The organism is Cellvibrio sp. ARAG 10.3 (genome assembly GCF_051846955.1).
Taxonomy (GTDB): Bacteria; Pseudomonadota; Gammaproteobacteria; order Pseudomonadales; family Cellvibrionaceae; genus Cellvibrio.
The window spans coordinates 304,040-319,994 of record NZ_JBPYCU010000002.1 but is presented as its reverse complement, the minus strand read 5'-3'; the positions used below and the strand labels follow the sequence as shown (position 1 = coordinate 319,994).

Sequence of the window (15,955 nt, the reverse complement as noted above, 5' to 3'; positions counted from 1 at the left end):
TTACTCCCCTGAGAGAGTGGGCGCATTATAGAGAGCTGGTTCCGGTGTGGCAACCATCAGGGTTATTGATGCAATTTGCGCATGGTGCCGCCGCCGTAGGGGTATTGGGGCAGGTGGTCGGCCATCAACGCAATAGCATCTTCGTAGACTTTCCTGACATCGGGCTTCAAACCTTTTTCCATCCGACGAGACAGCATGGTGATGGGAAACAGGCATTCCCGGGCATCTTTTACGCAAAGTGCCCGGCTGCGGCCGAGGGAGTCCTCATACACCCTCCATTCCAATGCCGGGATATCGGCAATCATCACATTGCCGAGCACGGCACCCATCGCTTGCAGATCCTGGGTGGCGTTCCGGGGAATTAACCCGCGATCCACAATCGCTTGCAATAGATCGAGATCGCTCAGGTTCTGCCGGATCTGTGTGCCTAATTTTGTGCGGGCAATTTCATCAATGGTTGCTACCTGTTTTTCCAGGTAGTTGCGGTCGGACCAGCCCAGGTTTTCGATACTTACCCCCTTTTTTTGTGCATCGCTGAAGGAATTGGCCATCGTCACCGACGGGCATATCAGCAGGGACAGGACGAAAAACACATAATGGGGTTTAATCATTGGGGCTTACCTCAATGGCGGAAGAGTAGCGGTTGGGATTAATGGTGTGGCTGGCGTCGTCATCTCCGAGAATGACTATCGGTTCAGGATAGAGTTCACTCAAGGGCGCTGAGATGCCATTAGACATGACGATATGTACATGATTGCGGCGTAACTGGCGCGGTTCGCTGACACCGCAAGCGTGGGCAATCAGGCCCACCCCGTAGGTGAGGTTTTTATGGTAGAAGGCCACGCGTTGGGCTTTATCCGTTGGATCCAGACCCTTCTGTAATGTGGGATTGTGGGTCGTAATACCGGTAGGGCAGGTATTCTTGTGACACTGCATCGCCTGGATGCAGCCCAGGGCAAACATAAAACCCCGCGCGCTGTTGATAAAATCTGCACCAGTGGCCAGAGCCCAGGCCACCATTGAGGGCGTAATCAGCTTGCCCGCCACGACCAGTTTGATGCGTTCCTTCAGGCCCGCTTCGTATAGCAAGTCTGCTACCCAGGGCAGGCTTTCCTTCAAGGGTAAACCGACGTAGTCCATTAGCGGTTGCGGTGCCGCACCGCTGCCGCCATCCGCGCTGTCGAGGGTAATAAAATCCGGTGCCTGCTCAATGCCGCGCACGCGGATGGCTTTCACCAGATCAATCAGCCAGGTCTTTTCACCGATCACCGCTTTAAAACCCACAGGCTTGCCGGTAACGGCGCGAATATGGCCGATCATGTCGAGCAGGTCGTCCACCGAGCGAATATCGGGATGGCCATTGGGGCTAATGGACGGATGGCCTTCCGGAATCCCGCGAATCGCCGCGATCTCTGCAGAAACCTTTTCTCCTGGCAGTATTCCGCCTTTGCCGGGTTTGGCTCCCTGGCTCAATTTAATTTCGAACATGCGAACCTGTTCGATAGCAGCCAATTCCTGCAAACGCTGATCACTCAGGTTGCCTTCCAGATCGCGGACGCCGTACTTGGCTGTGCCTATCTGAAAGACCAGATCGCAACCGCCCTCCAGATGATAGGGCGATAAGCCGCCTTCGCCGGTATTAAGCCAGCATCCGGCTTTAGCTGCACCGCGCGAAAGCGCGAGGACGGCGGGGCGCGAAATGGCCCCATAACTCATGCCGGAAATATTAAACAGCGAACTCGTGGTGTAGGGGGTTCGGCAGAAAGGGCCGATAGTGACAGGTGATGGCAGGGAGGCATCTTTTTCCAGTACCGGAAAGGCCGCATTAAGGAACATAACCGTACCCGTTGGGGTCAATTCGCGGGTTGAGCCAAAGCCTGAATTCAAGTCGACATTTTTAGCCGCACGATAAACCCAGGCACGTTCGGCGCGATTAAACGGCATTTCTTCGCGGTCCATGGCAAAAAAATATTGCCGGAAGAATTCCCCCAGGTGTTCGAACAAATAGCGAAAGCGACCGATCACAGGGTAATTGCGGCGTAAGGTGTGCGTGTGCTGGGTGACATCAATGATGTACATCACCAGGATGGCCAGAACCACAAAACCTATGAGAGTGATAAAGCCAAGTGCAAGGATATTGAGTATTTTTAACGCAAAAGCATCGGTAAACATCGCGTGAAAAGCTCCGGGGCACTATCGGTTCGCTGGCTATGATATGCTTTTTGCCTTTTGTTGCCTATGACGCATTATCTTTCCTCGCTTTGTCGTTGCACAACGATGCCACCTGAACCACCACAAGGGACAGCTCTATGAAAGCCATAAAAATTATCATCGGTATTGTGATTGCCTTGGTCGCCGTACTTGCCATCGCCATCTTTATCGGCCTCAAAAATCTGGATTCGCTGGTTGAAATGGCCATAGAAAGCGTGGGCACCGATGTTACTAAAACACCGGTCATGGTGGATGGGGTCACGATTGAACTGACGGATGGGCGCGGCAAGATCCAGGGCATCAGCGTGAAAAACCCGGCGGGCTACACGACAGAAAATGCCATCCACCTCGGCCAGATTTTGCTGGAGATAGAACCTGCCTCCATTGCTGATGATGTGATTGTGATCAAGCAGCTTACCGTTAACGGCGCAGCATTGACTGCCGAGCATAAAGGGCTGGCTGATATCAACTTGCAGCAGATTTACGACAACATCACGGCCGACAGCGGCAAGACGCCGAAAGATCCGGCACCGACCACCGCGCGCCCCGACGTGCGTTTTATGCTGGAAAAAGTCAGTTTCACCAATATGTCTCTGGATTTACTGTCCACGGAATTCGGTGAGCGACAGCTCAGCATGGATGATATTCAGCTGAGCAATCTCGGTGACCGGCAAACAGGATTAACTGCTGAAGAGTTGGCTAATGTACTGCTGACGCCCGTGGTCGATGCAGCACGAAAAAAAGTGAACAATGAATTGCGCAATAAAGCTAAAGAAAAACTCCAGGAAAATCTGGAGGAAAATCTTTCTGATGACGACAAGCAGACGCTGGATAAGCTGAAAAGCTGGCTGGATAAATAAATCGCTGATGTATGACTTGCGACAATTCGTCGCATACCCGAACGTCATTTAGCCGCTATACTTTGATTGAAATCCTTATTCTCCCGAGTGCGGATTTCTACAATCTTCTGTTAATTGGCCCGCCGGATATTTCCTGCGGGCTTTTTTATCATTTATTGCGCCGATCGCCGATAACCCGGGCCGGGTTACCGGCAACAATAGCAAAGGCATCGACGTGATGTGTCACGACGCTAGCCATACCGACAATCGCGTGATCGGCAATAGTGACACCATCGACAACGCCCACATGCGCACCGAGCCAGACATCTTTTCCCAACGTAATGCCCTTTGATGTGACTGGCTGCTCACTGATAGGCCTGTCCGGCGCCATCCCGTGGTTGAAAGCGTAGAGATGGCAATAGGCCGCCAGCCGCGTATCATCGCCGATCACTATACCCTTACTGCCGCCGTCAAGCGTGACATGGTGGTTAATGGATACATTGCTGCCTATTGTAATGGGACCATGCAGCACAGTGTCCGCTGCGATAACGCTGTTATCACCAATGACGATGGTTCGTCCGGACTCGGCAAACAAGCGCGCTTCCGGTGCAATAAAACAATTCTTGCCGATGACGATAGTTTCCATCTCCATCAAATACGCTTGCCACTCAGCTTGCCATGCCTCTGCCCAAACACGGTGGCCCGGTTTTAAGCGCGCATACAACCAGGGCATATAACTCAAGCGCAATTGGTGTTGGCGGCGATATTTTTCAGGATCGGTTTTGGTGGAGCGGGGAATTTTTTTATCAATGGTCATGCGGGGCGCTTTATCGGAATGTATCGAAAGCGTGAGGTTATACGCAAGGCTTGAGGAAGGAAAGAGGGTGTCCGCGCGGCTGCCGGTCGTCATGTTGATCCGTTAATCTGTTCTGACCTCGTATCGTCCATGATTGAGCAGATCTAACGTCATCCGGGGCGCCGACATAGGCGCTCATAGGGTAAGTAAATATGGGTCCCGTTCATGCAGCCAACAGCGGACACCTGTATTAAGTATAAACTTTTGCCTGCCATATACTACGGGCTGGATAGTTTATTGGGGCGCAAACCTGCGCATTCATATGGTTGAATGATTATATGGCTGCTAAGCTGCGATAAAATTTTTATCAATGTTATTGACGGTATTGCTTTTATGTATGACCTGCTGGACGACACAGGGGATTTTATCGTGGTTTATAAATATCCCGGTGTCAGTTTTCATCGTGAAGGTGATCAACCCGGCTTGTTTGAAACAGTTAAACAGCAGCAAGCCATGCAGGAACTTTATCCTGTGCATCGGTTGGACAAAGTGACCTCCGGTGTGTTGGTCATGGCCAAAACGGCGTCGGCGAATCGTCTGTTGGTTGAGGCGTTTGCCCAGCGACAAGTGGAAAAATATTATCTGGCCATCAGCAGGCGCAAACCCGCCAAAAAGCAGGGGCTGATAAAAGGCGATATGGAACGTACCCGGCGCAGTGCCTGGAAATTAACAACGGGCCAAAGTAATCCTGCTGTTACGCAATTTTTTAGCAAATCACTCGGTAACGGCGCGCGGTTATTCCTGATAAAACCCCGCACAGGACAAACCCATCAGATTCGTGTGGCACTAAAAAGTCTGGGCGCGCCGATCTGGGGTGATGAATTATATGGTGGGCAGGATGGCATAGCGGACCGTACCTATCTGCATGCGTTTCAATTGGGTTTTTCATTGGGTGGCAATGTTTATCGCTACCGGGTCTTACCGCGCCATGGCGATGTATTTGTACAAGAACACTTTGCGGAGTCGCTACAAGATTTTATGCACCCTGAAACCCTTGCCTGGCCAAGCCTATGATGCGTCGATCTATTTTTGCAGTAGGGGTTTTGGTCTTGGCTGTAATAGCCTGGATTGTTTATTTGGGCTCGTCGCCAGCTATCAGGCAAGCACTTCCGGCTGCGGATGAATACCGCTTCATGTCGACACACTGCTGGTTTGAGATTCCCTGGCAAGAAACCATTCGTTGCGGTGAATTGCATGCGCCACTATCAAACGGCGGTTTTATCTTGCCGGTGGTTATTATCGAAGATACCGGCTACGAAAATAAAACGGACGCTGTGTTTTATCTACAAGGTGGCCCGGGTGCCAGTGCCGGTTTGCACAAAGACGGTATTGCCTATTGGTTGCGTTGGCGTGACAACATGGCACTGGGGCGGGATTTAATTTTGATGGACCCGCGCGGCACCGGCCGCAGTCAACCTCAACTCCACTGTCGGGATTACGATGAACTCAGCCTTGCGGTATTAAAACGCAACACGTTATTGCTGGAAGAACTGCAAGAAGGTTACGCCGTATTGGATCGTTGTTTTGGCCGGCTGCGTAATGCACAACAACCCTTTAATCCCGAGCATTACGGCACACAACATCATGCGCGCGATGTGAATGCATTGATGGATTTATTGCCTTACGAACAATGGAATTTGATTGGTGTTTCCTACGGTACACGTGTTGCTATTGAGGCAGCAAAGATATCGGCTCGCCAGGATACGCAGGAACACCATCCGGTACGTAGCGTGATTCTGGATTCGGTTTACCCGGCCAATCGTGGCGGCGTTACCAGTTTCCCCGCCGTACTTGATCGCGCGTTTACCAATTTTTTTGAATGGTGTTCCCGCACAGATACCTGTGCAACTGATCAGCCTGTTGAGCAAGCTTTGGCGGCTGCCTTGAAGCAGTTACGCGCAACGCCAATGACCTTGACTGTACCGCGACGCGATGGCGAGATTCCGGTTGATCTGGTGGTGAATGATCACCGGTTTATGTCAGCGGTATTTTCAGCGCTCTACAGCAAGCATCAATGGCCACGCATTCCTGCGGCAATCCATGGTGTTTTCAACAATGACGCGCGTGCACTCTTGCCATTGATGGAGCCTTTTGTAGAAAGTGCACTGGATGAGGATTTTTACAGTCTGGTATTTATGGCGGTGGATTGTCGCGACCACGGAATATCATCCCGCGAAGCCTATCAGCAAGCACTGGAAGCCCATCCGCGTTGGCGCGACTACACAAGTGATTTGTGGCAATACCAGGCGTGTCATTTGCTACCCACGGCATCGACACCCATTGCATCGACAACAGCATTACCGGATGTGCCCACCCTAATCCTGGCGGGTGAGCTCGATCCGATTACACCCGTAGAATGGGCGCAGTCTTTACATCACGAATGGCCGGGCAGTCAATTACATGTTGTGCCGGAAACGGGGCATGCAGTGATCAATACGGATGATTGTGTGTATCAATCGTTGCGATCATTTTTAGATGAGCCGAGCGAACGGGTAGAGTTTTGTCCGAAGCGCTAAATACAAATTATTCGTACAAACACAAGTAAGCAGATTCCACATCCGCCGTCACTTTAAAACGCTGGTTCGCTTCAACCTCAAACGTCTCGCCGGCTTTAAAGGTTTGCGCGGTTTCGCTGCCGGGGAGAGTCACGGTCAGGCTGCCGCTGGTGACGGTCATGTATTCTTTCTGGCTGGTGCCGAACTCATAATCACCTTTCGCCATCACACCGACGGTTGCCGGTAAGGTTTCGGTTTGAAAGGCGATGGATTTTACGGCGCCGTTGAAGTACTCGTTAACGTTAAACATGACCTGGTCTCCCAATAGCAACTGGGCCCGAAAGGGCGGTTAGTGGTGAGCGCGAAAACTGCTTTGGCAGCGTATCTCCTGCACAAATACCGCGCGGAACTCCACCAAACAGGCATAAAAAAGGCCGCAATCTATGCGGCCTTTTTCATCTTTAATCTGGCTCCGCCTGCTGGACTCGAACCAGCGACCCAATGATTAACAGTCATTTGCTCTACCGACTGAGCTAAGGCGGATTTACGGCTTCCTGTTCGGAAGTGGTGCGTATCCTATAGTCGAAGACCCCCTTGGTCAACCCCTTTTTTCAAAAAAATCATGGGTCTAGCGCTGTTAAAGGCAGCATTGAAATCTGTCCGCTCAAATATTCCCCAAGCTGGTTTAAGACTGTGCAAAATGGCCTTGGGTGAGATGTGTGTCCTGAGATTGTGTGCAATTCGGGAATGACCAGGCTGTGCACAAACGCGGCTCAATGGGTCAGGGTAACCAGTTTGAAGCTGCTGTTGTGGGCGAGCATATTTACCTGCCGAAAATGTTCCCGGGCTTTTCGCTCCAGAGGAATAAACTGGTTGACCACGAACAGGGCAATCCCGTGTTTTGCCAACAACCGCTTGGCGCTGAGGATAAATTTGTCGGTCAGATCACTGTCCACACTGAATCCCTGATGGAAGGGCGGATTACACAGGATAAGGTCGAAGGTTTGCTGGATCTGATCGCCCGCATCAGCGGCGATGATTTCAGCAGTGATCTGGTTTAGTTCGCAGTTCCGGCGCGCAGTGTGCAACGCCGCCGCATTGTTGTCCGTAAGTACCCGCTGTTCCAGCGGAAGGTTGGCGGTCATCAGGGTCAGGTAGCCATAGCCACAACCCAGGTCCAGTAATCGTTTAGGCGGTTGGGGCAGTTGATCCAATAAGGCCGGCAATGCCTGAATTAAAAATTCGCTGCCCTGGTCAATCTTATTCCAACCGAACAAGCCGGGTTTACTGTGGATGGTGATGCCTTGGGGCGAATTGATGGGGCGTAATTGAGGATAGTCACTGTCATCCAGCCGCTGGTCATTTTGCGGCAGCATATTGTCCAGAATGGCGCTATACACGGTGCCATTTTTTTGCGCAGACGCTGTACAGCCGAAAAGTTTGCCGGCTTTATCGATGTAGGTTTTTATCCCTTCGCTTTTTTGCCCACACAAAAATAATTTGCCGCCCGGCATCAGGAGCCGGTGGGCCTGATTAATGATGTGATGGGTAACCGGTTTTTCCTTGGAGATGCGATAAAAAACGTGGCTGAGCGAGGCATCACTTAACTCGCTGAAATCGAAATCGCTGAAACGGCTGTTAAATCCCAAGCGTTCCGCTTGCTGGGCGATATCCCAGCGGTTCGTCATCAAGAGTGGTTTGTGGGGCCATTGTTCGGCTGCTGGTAAAGACGTCAGCGCATTTTCGTCGCTGCACCACAAGGCTTGTGCAGCATTTTCCTGCATCATCATTCGCGTAAGCCAGGCGAGGGCAAGGTCATTCATTGGTTAAACACTCGCAATTTCCGGTGCAGTTAATGAGCGGTATTCGCCCGGCTGTAAGTCGGCATCGAGCAAAATTTCTCCAATACGTTCCCGATGCAATGCCACCACTTGGTTACCAACCGCCGCAAACATACGTTTGATCTGGTGATATTTTCCTTCGTGAATCGTCAACAGTGCAGAATGGCTGGTGAGCAGTTGCAGTTCTGCAGGCTGAGTCGGCTTTTTTTCGCCGTGCAACAATAAGCCTTTACTGAATTGATCCGCCGTGTGTGCATCAATGGCATTCGCCGTAGTAACCCGATAAATTTTGCTGCATTCGCGTCGGGGTGATGTGACCTGGTGATTCCATTGGCCATCATCAGTGAGCAAGACAAGGCCTGTCGTGTCGATATCCAGCCGGCCAACAATTTGTAAATTGGATTTATTGGGTTCATTCAATAAATCCAGCACTGTCGGATGCTCGCCGTCATGATTGGCACAGACATAACCGGTCGGTTTGTTCAGCATGAAGTAGCGAACACCCAACGGCTGAACGACCTCGCTATTCACCGTCACCACATCATCCGTATGAATATGTTGTGCCGCTTTGCGTGCGGTTTCATGGTTGATCGCTACCGCGCCCTGGCGAATCAATTGATGAATTTGCGAGCGTGTCAGATCCGTGGCATGGCCGATAAATTTATCCAGTCTCATGGCTGCTCTCCCTTCCAACTTGTGGGCTGCCAATTTGTAGGTAGCCAGCTCGCGGGCACCGCTGTGTGCCAGCCAAAGCGATTCAATAATTCCATAAACGTGTTATCCAGGGGTGCCGTAATATGAAGCGGATGGCCCGTAACGGGGTGCGGCAAACGGGTGTCAGTTGCCGCTAATAATAAGCGATGCGCGTGAAAATGCGTTTGGAAAAAACGGTTGTGATTGCCCTTGCCGTGTTTGGCGTCGCCAATAATCGGATGATTAATGTGTTTCAAATGACGGCGTATCTGATGTTTCCGCCCGGTAACAGGTTGGCTGGCGACTAAGGAATAACGACTCTGCGGATATTTATCGACCTGCACCGGCAGTTCAATGCAAGCCAGCCGCTGGAAACGGGTGAGGGCATCCTGCGCCGGTTTATCTTTGCGGGCTTTTTGGTCCGTATAAGTATCTTGTTCTTCAGTTAACGGATGGTCAATGGTTCCTTCAGCAGGTGCAAAACCGCGCACAATAGCGGCATAATTTTTCTGCACCTGATTATTGATCATCAAGGCCCCGAATTGTTGTGCGCATTCACTGGACAAGGCAAATAACAATACACCGGATGTCGGTTTATCCAGGCGATGCACCGGATACACATGCTGGCCAATTTGGTCGCGCAACATCTGCAACGCAAACCGGGTTTCGTGTCGATCAATAGCGCTGCGGTGAACCAGTAATCCGCTCGGTTTATTGATGGCAACCAGATGTTCGTCGTGATAAAGAATGTCGAGGGTGTCGGACATGGAATGACTAATAGAGGCGGGTTGTAGAACATCAGGCGGGTTGCCGCCTGATGTCGCTGTTCAAGCGGTAATGTTTACTCGGTCGCGGTATCGGTAACCGGAGCGGACTCATTGCTGCAACGCCAACCCCAGGTCGTTTGTTTTTGCACAAACGACTCGGCCTGCACCTCGCATTTATCAACTTCGTTGGTGTAAGTCCACAAGACTTGGGTTTCACCCTCTTTAGTGTAATGCACCTCACAGGGCAATTTTTCGCCTGCTGTTGGATACACCACTTCAATAACACGCTCAACGCCATCGAGGGTACAACTGTACTTGATATTGTCGGCGGCTAACACGTTCAGGCTGAGTAAGGCTGTTATTACAAAAAGAGTTATCTTACGCATTGCTTGCTCCTTGTTATCAATCAGGGGGATTACAGTGAACCAACATAAAGTGCAGTTATGACAACATCAACCGAAGGGTGGTTTATTTGGACGAGCGGATCTTCTTCTCGCCCGAGTCAACGGTTTGATAAATCAAGGTATTGATGGTCATCGGACCTACGCCGCCTGGTACGGGTGTATAGGCGGCAACACGACCCACCAAGGGCTTTAATTCGATGTCGCCGACGCCGCCGGGGTGATAACCGGCATCCACAACAACGGCGCCGTCTTTAATCCACTCAGCTTTAATAAATTCAGGCTTACCCACCGCGCCGACAATAATGTCGGCTTGCTTGATTAATGCGGGTAAATCCCGGGTGCGGGAATGACAGATGGTGACGGTAGCATTGGCGTTCAACAACATCATCGCCATAGGCTTGCCCAAAATCGGGCTACGACCCACAACCACAGCGTGCTTGCCGGAAAGGGGAATATTGTAGGCCTCCAGCAGGCGCATGATGCCTTTCGGCGTCGCGCACCCGTAAGCCTCTTCACCCATGCTCATGCGACCGAAGCCGAGGCAGGTCACACCATCAACGTCCTTTTCGGCCGCAATGGCATCAAAGCACAAGCGCTCGTCGATTTGTTCCGGCACTGGGTGCTGCAACAAAATGCCGTGGACATTGGGGTTCTGGTTCAGCTCGTGAATCTTGGCCAGCAGTTCCTCGGTGGTCGTCTGGCTGGACATCTCCACCTTCAACGAATCCATCCCGATGCGCTTACAGGCGTTGCCCTTCATCTTCACATAAGTGGCCGACGCGGGATCATCGCCCACCAAAATGGTGGCCAGGATAGGGGTTTGACCGTTGCTGCTGGCTTTAAGCGCCGCAACACGCTGGGACAGTTCTTGTTCGGTTTTTTCGGCAAGCGCCTTGCCATCGAGGACCATTGCAGACATGGGTTCAAGCTACCTTAGACAGTTGATCTTATAAGGGAAAACAGGGCGGCATTGTCCCACAGGCACGGTTAAATGGGGAGCTTTTGGGGGAAAGAAAAAGGGTAGGGGGGGATGTTGCGACGCGCCATAGCTACGGTGGCCGTAGCTCGGTTGGTAGAGCCCTGGATTGTGATTCCAGTGGTCGCGGGTTCGAATCCGCTCAGCGCTTTCCTTGCTTTGGAGGGTACAGAGTAAGTGGTGGGAGCAAAAAAATGGGGGCGAGGTTCAGGATGTTCAAACTGCTAAGCACTGGCACGATAGTCTCACCGCATTGGTAACCTGAACATCACCACTGCCAGCGATCAAAACAAACAGCGAATAGGCAATATCGTTGATTCGTTGGCGGTAGCCAAACAGCTGATAAAAGTGCGGGAGGGCGGCAAGGTGTGGCTGGGTAGTGAATCGGTAAACCTGTTGCAGATCCTCAATGATTTAATTCAGGCGGTGGATGTGGCGAATACCGCTTCATTACACACGCATCCTTATACTGATAATGGTTCACCGATGAATACTCAAGCTCTGAACCAGAATAGTGCTTTCAGTAGTGAAAAGGAGCTGGGGGTCACCTTGAAGCTCCGGCTAGATCCAATTATCGTGATATAGGTATACTGTGTTAATTGGGTTTTTCGGGAGCCGAGTTTATGGAGGACAAGGTAGTAATGACCAGTGAAAAAAACGATCCTATTATTGTGGGCATTCTTATCGCCATCGGTGCTCTAGTGCTTTGGTATTTCGCGAGCTTAGCTATAGTTGAAGCAGTGCTGCCTGCATGGACCAGCGTCCTTTCCGATTTTTTTACAGCCGTGGCGGGTGCATTTGCAGGCGCTTTTTTTGCTTTCAAATTTAGCGATAGAATTGAAACTAGACGTCGTAAAGAAGAGGAAGACAAAAAAACCGAAAAAAACGTAGCTTTGATAAATAAGGCGCTAGTAAATTTGGCAGTGCAGCTAAATACCATAAAAAATATTGTTTTTACACTACAAAAACAAGATCACTTTTTTTCTATTGCATTCAGTATGCGGGCTGTGGAAAATTTCCATGATGGTTCGCGGGTAGATGTGGGCGAGTTGTCGTTGGTGCTAACAAAATTTCCAGATTTGCTGCTTGATCTTAGCATCGAGCAAGATGGATTTATTCAAACACTTAAGTCTGTCTACGAGCGTAATAAGTTCTATTCTAATGTGTTGCAGCCAGAAATGCGTAAAGCAGATCTTTTAGATCGCTCCTGCTCATTGGAAGAGTATCAGCGCGCTTTACCTGAATATGCTTTCAGAGGTGCAATAGATGCTGCGCAAATAATGATTGAAAATACGGCTGCTACCGATATCGGCTTAAGCAAAAAATTTGTTGAGATTCGACAGGCAGCTGAAAAAATGTATCCAACACAACAATTTTTGAAGTTGGAAGCATAATTTTCACAATACACTGCGACTCAATTATTCTTATAAAGTCTTACTATTATCCTCCTTGGGAAGAACGGTAAGGTTTGCATTTTGGTCAAATGAACTGCCGGAGCAACACAGATAGTAGTGAAATAATTTACAAAATCGGAAGACTATAGTGATGGTTTATAAGACACTGCGTGATTTTATGGACGATGAAAATTGGAATGCTTTGAGCTTGGCAAGTTACGCGGCTAAATGTGGAGCATACTTTGTGAAGCAGGATTCGGATTTCTGTTTTACTGTGCAAGAATTTTTCACTTAGTACAAATTCAAAGATGAATTTTGTGGAAAGATAGGGGAAATTTACCGAGTTATTACATGCCAAGTGTATCATATCTGTTGCATAATGTGAGCCTGTAAATAATTCTGTGTAACTGCCGGTTACTGATAATCGCTCAGGCGCTCATCAAAGACAATCATAAAATGGTTCAGCGCTGCCCGCCAATTTCGAATCGGCATCGTCCATTTTTTGGCAGCATCACGAATCGCCAGGTAAATAACCTTCTTCGCAGAATCATCCGTCGGAAATAGCTTGCGCTTTTTAATGGCTTGACGAATGACGCTGTTGAGAGATTCAATGGCGTTGGTCGTGTAGATCGCGCGGCGGATGTCTTCAGGGTACTGAAACAGGGTGCGCAGGTTAGCCCAGTGCGCATGCCAGCAACGACTAATCTGTGGATACTTGTCATCCCAGCGCTCACCTAATTGCTCCAACGCCAGCAACGCCTCCTCTTCGGTCACCGACTGGTATATTCGCTTCAGATCACTGGTCACCGCCTTGTAGTCTTTCCAGGGCACATACCTCACCGAGTTACGCACCATGTGCACCACACACAACTGGATTTGGGTATGTGGGTAGACGGCAGCAATCGCATCAGGAAACCCTTTGAGGCCATCAACACAGGCAATCAGTATGTCGCGCACGCCGCGATTCTGGAGTTCGGTTAACACGCCGAGCCAGAATTTGGCTCCTTCATTTTCTGACAACCATAGGCCCAGCAACTCTTTCTGACCTTCCATGGTGACGCCCAAGGCTAGATAAACCGCTTTATTGATGACCTGCTTGTCCTGCCGGATTTTCACCACGATGCAGTCCAGGTAGACAATCGGGTACACCGCATCGAGCGGGCGCGATTGCCATTCAACCACTTGTTCAATTACCGCATCAGTAACCTTGGAAATCAATGTGGGAGATACATCGGCACCATACATCTCTTTGAAAGTGGCGACGATTTCACGGGTGGTCATGCCCTTGGCATAGAGGCTCAGGATCTTGTCATCCATGGAGGTAAACCGCGTTTGGTGCTTCTTCACCAATTGTGGCTCAAAGCTGCCTTCACGATCACGGGGTGTATTGAGCTGGAACTCACCATCCTCGGTTTTCAGCATTTTTGTCGTATGGTCATTGCGGCTATTGGTGGAGGTGGATTTCTGGTGTTTTTCATAACCGAGGTGGGCATCCAGCTCGCCGTTGAGAGCGGCCTCAACGGCGACCTTGGTCAGCATCTGGGTAAAGTCACTCAGATCCTTTTCGGTCTTCATGTGTTTCGCCGCTTCACGGGCGAAGGCTTCGAGGTCTTTCGGGTTCATACTGTGTATCCTTCCCTTAGGTTGGGTTAATGATAAACAGTTACACAGATTTAATTACAGTCTCCATAATGTCGGCGACACCAGTTCTATATGGCTCTGCTGTACTAGGAATCTCCTGTTTGTTTCGATTCCGTTGACAATTTTATTAGCCATAATCGTTCCATATTTTACTGCCTTCCTCACGTTCTGATTGTGACGCTAAATTTTCCTATGACAATGATTGCTGGGTTATTAGTGTTGCCCGCTTCCTTGCGAGTGGCGTCATTTATAGGTCTATTATCTAGCGGGTACAGAATTATGAAAACTTCTGTCCATCAAAGATGGAAGTTGCTAATACAAATGTGGGTTATGCGTGTTTCTCCCACTCCGATTCATATCCGCTATTTCTGAGGTATGCCCGAATGCTTTCAAAAACGTACTCGTTCCATGCCTCAAGATCTGATTGCCCCGCCACAACCTCACCATTCTTTTTGTCTTTTACAATTTCATCGACCATATCCCAAAAAAACTTGGCCAATGCATTGGCTTCTTCTGATGATACGGCTTGGCCAGCCTCAATGACTTTAATTACTATTGGACGATCAAGCTTTCGTGCATAGTGAAGAATGAAATCTTTTTCTTCTTCAAATTTGTACTCAATCATAATGCTTTCCTCGCATCGGTAATTTTGCTCATCCTGTCCGCAATCCATGCTAATTTCTTTGCAAGCGCATACACAGTTATCTGCTTTGTTACGGTTAATAGATAATGCTGCTTTTCTCGTTTGTCCTGAATGAATGCAAGGCCAGCAGGAATATCAGCAGCTTCCAGCACCCAATAAACATTCACCGCTTTCCCATCGGCGTGCTTGGTTTTCATTCTGTATTTATCTTTAAGATGCTGCCAGTGGGCCGAAAAAGAAAGTCCCATTTGGTCATGAGGAATGACCCATTGCTTGCATGGTGAAAACAGATAATCCTTTACTCTTATCCCGTGCACCATGTGGCCTTGTGAATGGTCCAGATACAGAGTGGGGTGTTCGCCTGAGATGGTGGGGCGGGCATAGAATTTACCTAAACCTTTCACGTACTCCCTTAGATCTTCCATTGTTTTAAACTGATCCATGGATACTCCCGAATGTGTATATTTGCGCTTGGGCTTTGCTTTCTGTTCAGCGAAGCATAGTAGCGAATCTGGTTGTTCCTGTATCGTGAGCAGCATGGAATGGAGCGAATCGAGCAATCGTGAACGTAGTCTTTTGAAAAAATGAGTGAACGCTAGATGTCATCCAGTTTTTCAAGTGTGCCCCCAAATTCAAAAATTACATACTTGGTTGGGCGAGTGATCGTTAAAAACGAGCGGCAGGGAAGTGGTTAATATACTGAATGTAAAGGGGAAATTTTATGTAAGGAGTGGGGTGGCTGATGGGGCTCGAACCCACGACCACTGGAATCACAATCCAGGGCTCTACCAACTGAGCTACAGCCACCGTAGCATTGCAGACCAACGTTTTACCACATTCACCAGCTATTTGGTAAGACACCAAGCCTTCTAGCAAATGGCGCGCCCGGCAGGACTCGAACCTGCGACCATCCGCTTAGAAGGCGGATGCTCTATCCAGCTGAGCTACGGGCGCATACTGGAAGTCGAACCCTGGCAGGTTCCCGTTATAGCTAGGTAAAGTGGTCGGAGTGGAGGGATTCGAACCCCCGACATTCTGCTCCCAAAGCAGACGCGCTACCGGACTGCGCTACACTCCGAATGAAACCAGGAGTACCTGATTTCGAGAGGTGCGCATGATACCCATGCGTTTGGAGATCGTCAACGGAAAAGGATTAACTCGCTGAAATAATCGGATCGATTGGCCAGAATATCTC

Annotated in this window: 17 protein-coding genes and 4 tRNA genes; 5 read left to right on the top strand and 16 right to left on the bottom strand. The window is 49.8% G+C overall.

Features of this window, described 5'->3' with window-relative positions; translation table 11 throughout:
- Nucleotides 1-62: 62 nt before the first annotated feature.
- A complete protein-coding gene (locus ACSV5M_RS04045) occupies nt 63-611 on the bottom strand; it encodes a DUF3806 domain-containing protein (RefSeq protein WP_439174306.1) in 549 nt (182 codons plus the stop codon).
- Entirely contained in the window at nt 604-2,172 is a 1,569-nt protein-coding gene (locus tag ACSV5M_RS04040; protein ID WP_439174305.1) for an FMN-binding glutamate synthase family protein, read from the bottom strand. The genes ACSV5M_RS04045 and ACSV5M_RS04040 overlap by 8 nt, the downstream gene beginning before the upstream one ends.
- A 137-nt stretch (nt 2,173-2,309) precedes the next feature.
- Here ACSV5M_RS04040 and ACSV5M_RS04035 point away from each other — a divergent pair, with 137 nt between their 5' ends.
- Complete coding sequence (locus ACSV5M_RS04035; protein ID WP_439174304.1) at nt 2,310-3,071, top strand: hypothetical protein; 762 nt, start codon at nt 2,310-2,312, stop codon at nt 3,069-3,071.
- 148 nt (nt 3,072-3,219) lie between these two features.
- On the opposite strand, the gene ACSV5M_RS04030 is transcribed toward ACSV5M_RS04035, so the two are convergent.
- On the bottom strand, nt 3,220-3,960 hold the full coding sequence (locus tag ACSV5M_RS04030) for an acyltransferase (RefSeq protein ID WP_439174303.1): 741 nt from the start codon (nt 3,958-3,960) through the stop codon (nt 3,220-3,222).
- 279 nt (nt 3,961-4,239) lie between these two features.
- Between ACSV5M_RS04030 and ACSV5M_RS04025 the strand changes: the two genes are divergently transcribed.
- Nucleotides 4,240-4,920 carry a TIGR01621 family pseudouridine synthase gene (locus tag ACSV5M_RS04025; protein WP_439174302.1) on the top strand — a complete coding sequence of 227 codons (681 nt, stop codon included), beginning with the start codon at nt 4,240-4,242 and terminating at the stop codon, nt 4,918-4,920.
- A 119-nt stretch (nt 4,921-5,039) separates the two neighbouring features.
- Nucleotides 5,040-6,422, top strand: a complete 1,383-nt coding sequence (locus ACSV5M_RS04020) for an alpha/beta hydrolase (protein WP_439174301.1) — start codon at nt 5,040-5,042, stop codon at nt 6,420-6,422.
- 7 nt (nt 6,423-6,429) lie between these two features.
- Here ACSV5M_RS04020 and ACSV5M_RS04015 read toward each other — a convergent pair whose 3' ends face one another.
- The 7 genes from ACSV5M_RS04015 to folD all read right to left on the bottom strand — a co-directional run bounded on the left by ACSV5M_RS04015 (nt 6,430) and on the right by folD (nt 11,025).
- Nucleotides 6,430-6,711, bottom strand: a complete 282-nt coding sequence (locus tag ACSV5M_RS04015; protein WP_439174300.1) for a pyrimidine/purine nucleoside phosphorylase — start codon at nt 6,709-6,711, stop codon at nt 6,430-6,432.
- 157 nt (nt 6,712-6,868) lie between these two features.
- Nucleotides 6,869-6,944 (bottom strand) — tRNA-Asn (locus ACSV5M_RS04010).
- A 230-nt stretch (nt 6,945-7,174) separates the two neighbouring features.
- The gene (locus ACSV5M_RS04005) at nt 7,175-8,224 is read right to left on the bottom strand and encodes a methyltransferase (RefSeq protein WP_439174299.1); all 1,050 of its coding nucleotides are present in this window, start codon (nt 8,222-8,224) and stop codon (nt 7,175-7,177) included.
- A gap of 3 nt (nt 8,225-8,227) precedes the next feature.
- A complete protein-coding gene (rsuA, locus tag ACSV5M_RS04000; protein WP_439174298.1) occupies nt 8,228-8,917 on the bottom strand; it encodes a 16S rRNA pseudouridine(516) synthase RsuA in 690 nt (229 codons plus the stop codon).
- Complete coding sequence (truC, locus tag ACSV5M_RS03995; protein ID WP_439174297.1) at nt 8,914-9,702, bottom strand: tRNA pseudouridine(65) synthase TruC; 789 nt, start codon at nt 9,700-9,702, stop codon at nt 8,914-8,916. The genes rsuA and truC overlap by 4 nt, the downstream gene beginning before the upstream one ends.
- A 74-nt stretch (nt 9,703-9,776) precedes the next feature.
- On the bottom strand, nt 9,777-10,088 hold the full coding sequence (locus tag ACSV5M_RS03990; RefSeq protein WP_439174296.1) for a hypothetical protein: 312 nt from the start codon (nt 10,086-10,088) through the stop codon (nt 9,777-9,779).
- Between the two features lie 82 nt (nt 10,089-10,170).
- Nucleotides 10,171-11,025, bottom strand: coding sequence for a bifunctional methylenetetrahydrofolate dehydrogenase/methenyltetrahydrofolate cyclohydrolase FolD (gene folD, locus ACSV5M_RS03985; protein WP_439174295.1), 855 nt, complete (start codon nt 11,023-11,025; stop codon nt 10,171-10,173).
- Nucleotides 11,026-11,403: 378 nt separating this feature from the next.
- Between folD and ACSV5M_RS03980 the strand changes: the two genes are divergently transcribed.
- Both ACSV5M_RS03980 and ACSV5M_RS03975 read left to right on the top strand, forming a co-directional pair.
- Complete coding sequence (locus ACSV5M_RS03980) at nt 11,404-11,667, top strand: hypothetical protein (RefSeq protein ID WP_439174294.1); 264 nt, start codon at nt 11,404-11,406, stop codon at nt 11,665-11,667.
- 38 nt (nt 11,668-11,705) lie between these two features.
- Nucleotides 11,706-12,476, top strand: coding sequence for a hypothetical protein (locus tag ACSV5M_RS03975; protein ID WP_439174293.1), 771 nt, complete (start codon nt 11,706-11,708; stop codon nt 12,474-12,476).
- A gap of 414 nt (nt 12,477-12,890) precedes the next feature.
- Here the strand turns inward: ACSV5M_RS03975 and ACSV5M_RS03970 are convergent, their stop codons facing one another.
- The 6 genes from ACSV5M_RS03970 to ACSV5M_RS03945 all read right to left on the bottom strand — a co-directional run bounded on the left by ACSV5M_RS03970 (nt 12,891) and on the right by ACSV5M_RS03945 (nt 15,838).
- Complete coding sequence (locus ACSV5M_RS03970) at nt 12,891-14,099, bottom strand: IS256 family transposase (protein ID WP_439174292.1); 1,209 nt, start codon at nt 14,097-14,099, stop codon at nt 12,891-12,893.
- Between the two features lie 346 nt (nt 14,100-14,445).
- Nucleotides 14,446-14,742, bottom strand: coding sequence for a hypothetical protein (locus ACSV5M_RS03965; protein WP_439174291.1), 297 nt, complete (start codon nt 14,740-14,742; stop codon nt 14,446-14,448).
- Nucleotides 14,739-15,203 (bottom strand): hypothetical protein, encoded by a 465-nt coding sequence (locus ACSV5M_RS03960; protein WP_439174290.1) that lies wholly within the window; start codon nt 15,201-15,203, stop codon nt 14,739-14,741. Before ACSV5M_RS03960 ends, ACSV5M_RS03965 begins: the two co-directional genes overlap by 4 nt.
- Before the next feature lie 288 nt (nt 15,204-15,491).
- Nucleotides 15,492-15,567, bottom strand: a tRNA-His gene (locus tag ACSV5M_RS03955).
- A gap of 70 nt (nt 15,568-15,637) precedes the next feature.
- Nucleotides 15,638-15,714: transfer RNA gene (locus tag ACSV5M_RS03950), tRNA-Arg, on the bottom strand.
- Between the two features lie 47 nt (nt 15,715-15,761).
- Nucleotides 15,762-15,838, bottom strand: a tRNA-Pro gene (locus tag ACSV5M_RS03945).
- Nucleotides 15,839-15,955: the final 117 nt, after the last annotated feature.

Bases quoted from the DNA above. Each gene is read 5' to 3' on its own strand.
- ACSV5M_RS04045 (WP_439174306.1), bottom strand. From the start codon at position 611: ATGATTAAACCCCATTATGTGTTTTTCGTCCTGTCCCTGCTGATATGC.
- ACSV5M_RS04040 (WP_439174305.1), bottom strand. From the start codon at position 2,172: ATGTTTACCGATGCTTTTGCGTTAAAAATACTCAATATCCTTGCACTT.
- ACSV5M_RS04035 (WP_439174304.1), top strand. From the start codon at position 2,310: ATGAAAGCCATAAAAATTATCATCGGTATTGTGATTGCCTTGGTCGCC.
- ACSV5M_RS04030 (WP_439174303.1), bottom strand. From the start codon at position 3,960: ATGACGACCGGCAGCCGCGCGGACACCCTCTTTCCTTCCTCAAGCCTT.
- ACSV5M_RS04025 (WP_439174302.1), top strand. From the start codon at position 4,240: ATGTATGACCTGCTGGACGACACAGGGGATTTTATCGTGGTTTATAAA.
- ACSV5M_RS04020 (WP_439174301.1), top strand. From the start codon at position 5,040: ATGTCGACACACTGCTGGTTTGAGATTCCCTGGCAAGAAACCATTCGT.
- ACSV5M_RS04015 (WP_439174300.1), bottom strand. From the start codon at position 6,711: ATGTTTAACGTTAACGAGTACTTCAACGGCGCCGTAAAATCCATCGCC.
- ACSV5M_RS04005 (WP_439174299.1), bottom strand. From the start codon at position 8,224: ATGAATGACCTTGCCCTCGCCTGGCTTACGCGAATGATGATGCAGGAA.
- rsuA (WP_439174298.1), bottom strand. From the start codon at position 8,917: ATGAGACTGGATAAATTTATCGGCCATGCCACGGATCTGACACGCTCG.
- truC (WP_439174297.1), bottom strand. From the start codon at position 9,702: ATGTCCGACACCCTCGACATTCTTTATCACGACGAACATCTGGTTGCC.
- ACSV5M_RS03990 (WP_439174296.1), bottom strand. From the start codon at position 10,088: ATGCGTAAGATAACTCTTTTTGTAATAACAGCCTTACTCAGCCTGAAC.
- folD (WP_439174295.1), bottom strand. From the start codon at position 11,025: ATGTCTGCAATGGTCCTCGATGGCAAGGCGCTTGCCGAAAAAACCGAA.
- ACSV5M_RS03975 (WP_439174293.1), top strand. From the start codon at position 11,706: ATGGAGGACAAGGTAGTAATGACCAGTGAAAAAAACGATCCTATTATT.
- ACSV5M_RS03970 (WP_439174292.1), bottom strand. From the start codon at position 14,099: ATGAACCCGAAAGACCTCGAAGCCTTCGCCCGTGAAGCGGCGAAACAC.
- ACSV5M_RS03965 (WP_439174291.1), bottom strand. From the start codon at position 14,742: ATGATTGAGTACAAATTTGAAGAAGAAAAAGATTTCATTCTTCACTAT.
- ACSV5M_RS03960 (WP_439174290.1), bottom strand. From the start codon at position 15,203: ATGGATCAGTTTAAAACAATGGAAGATCTAAGGGAGTACGTGAAAGGT.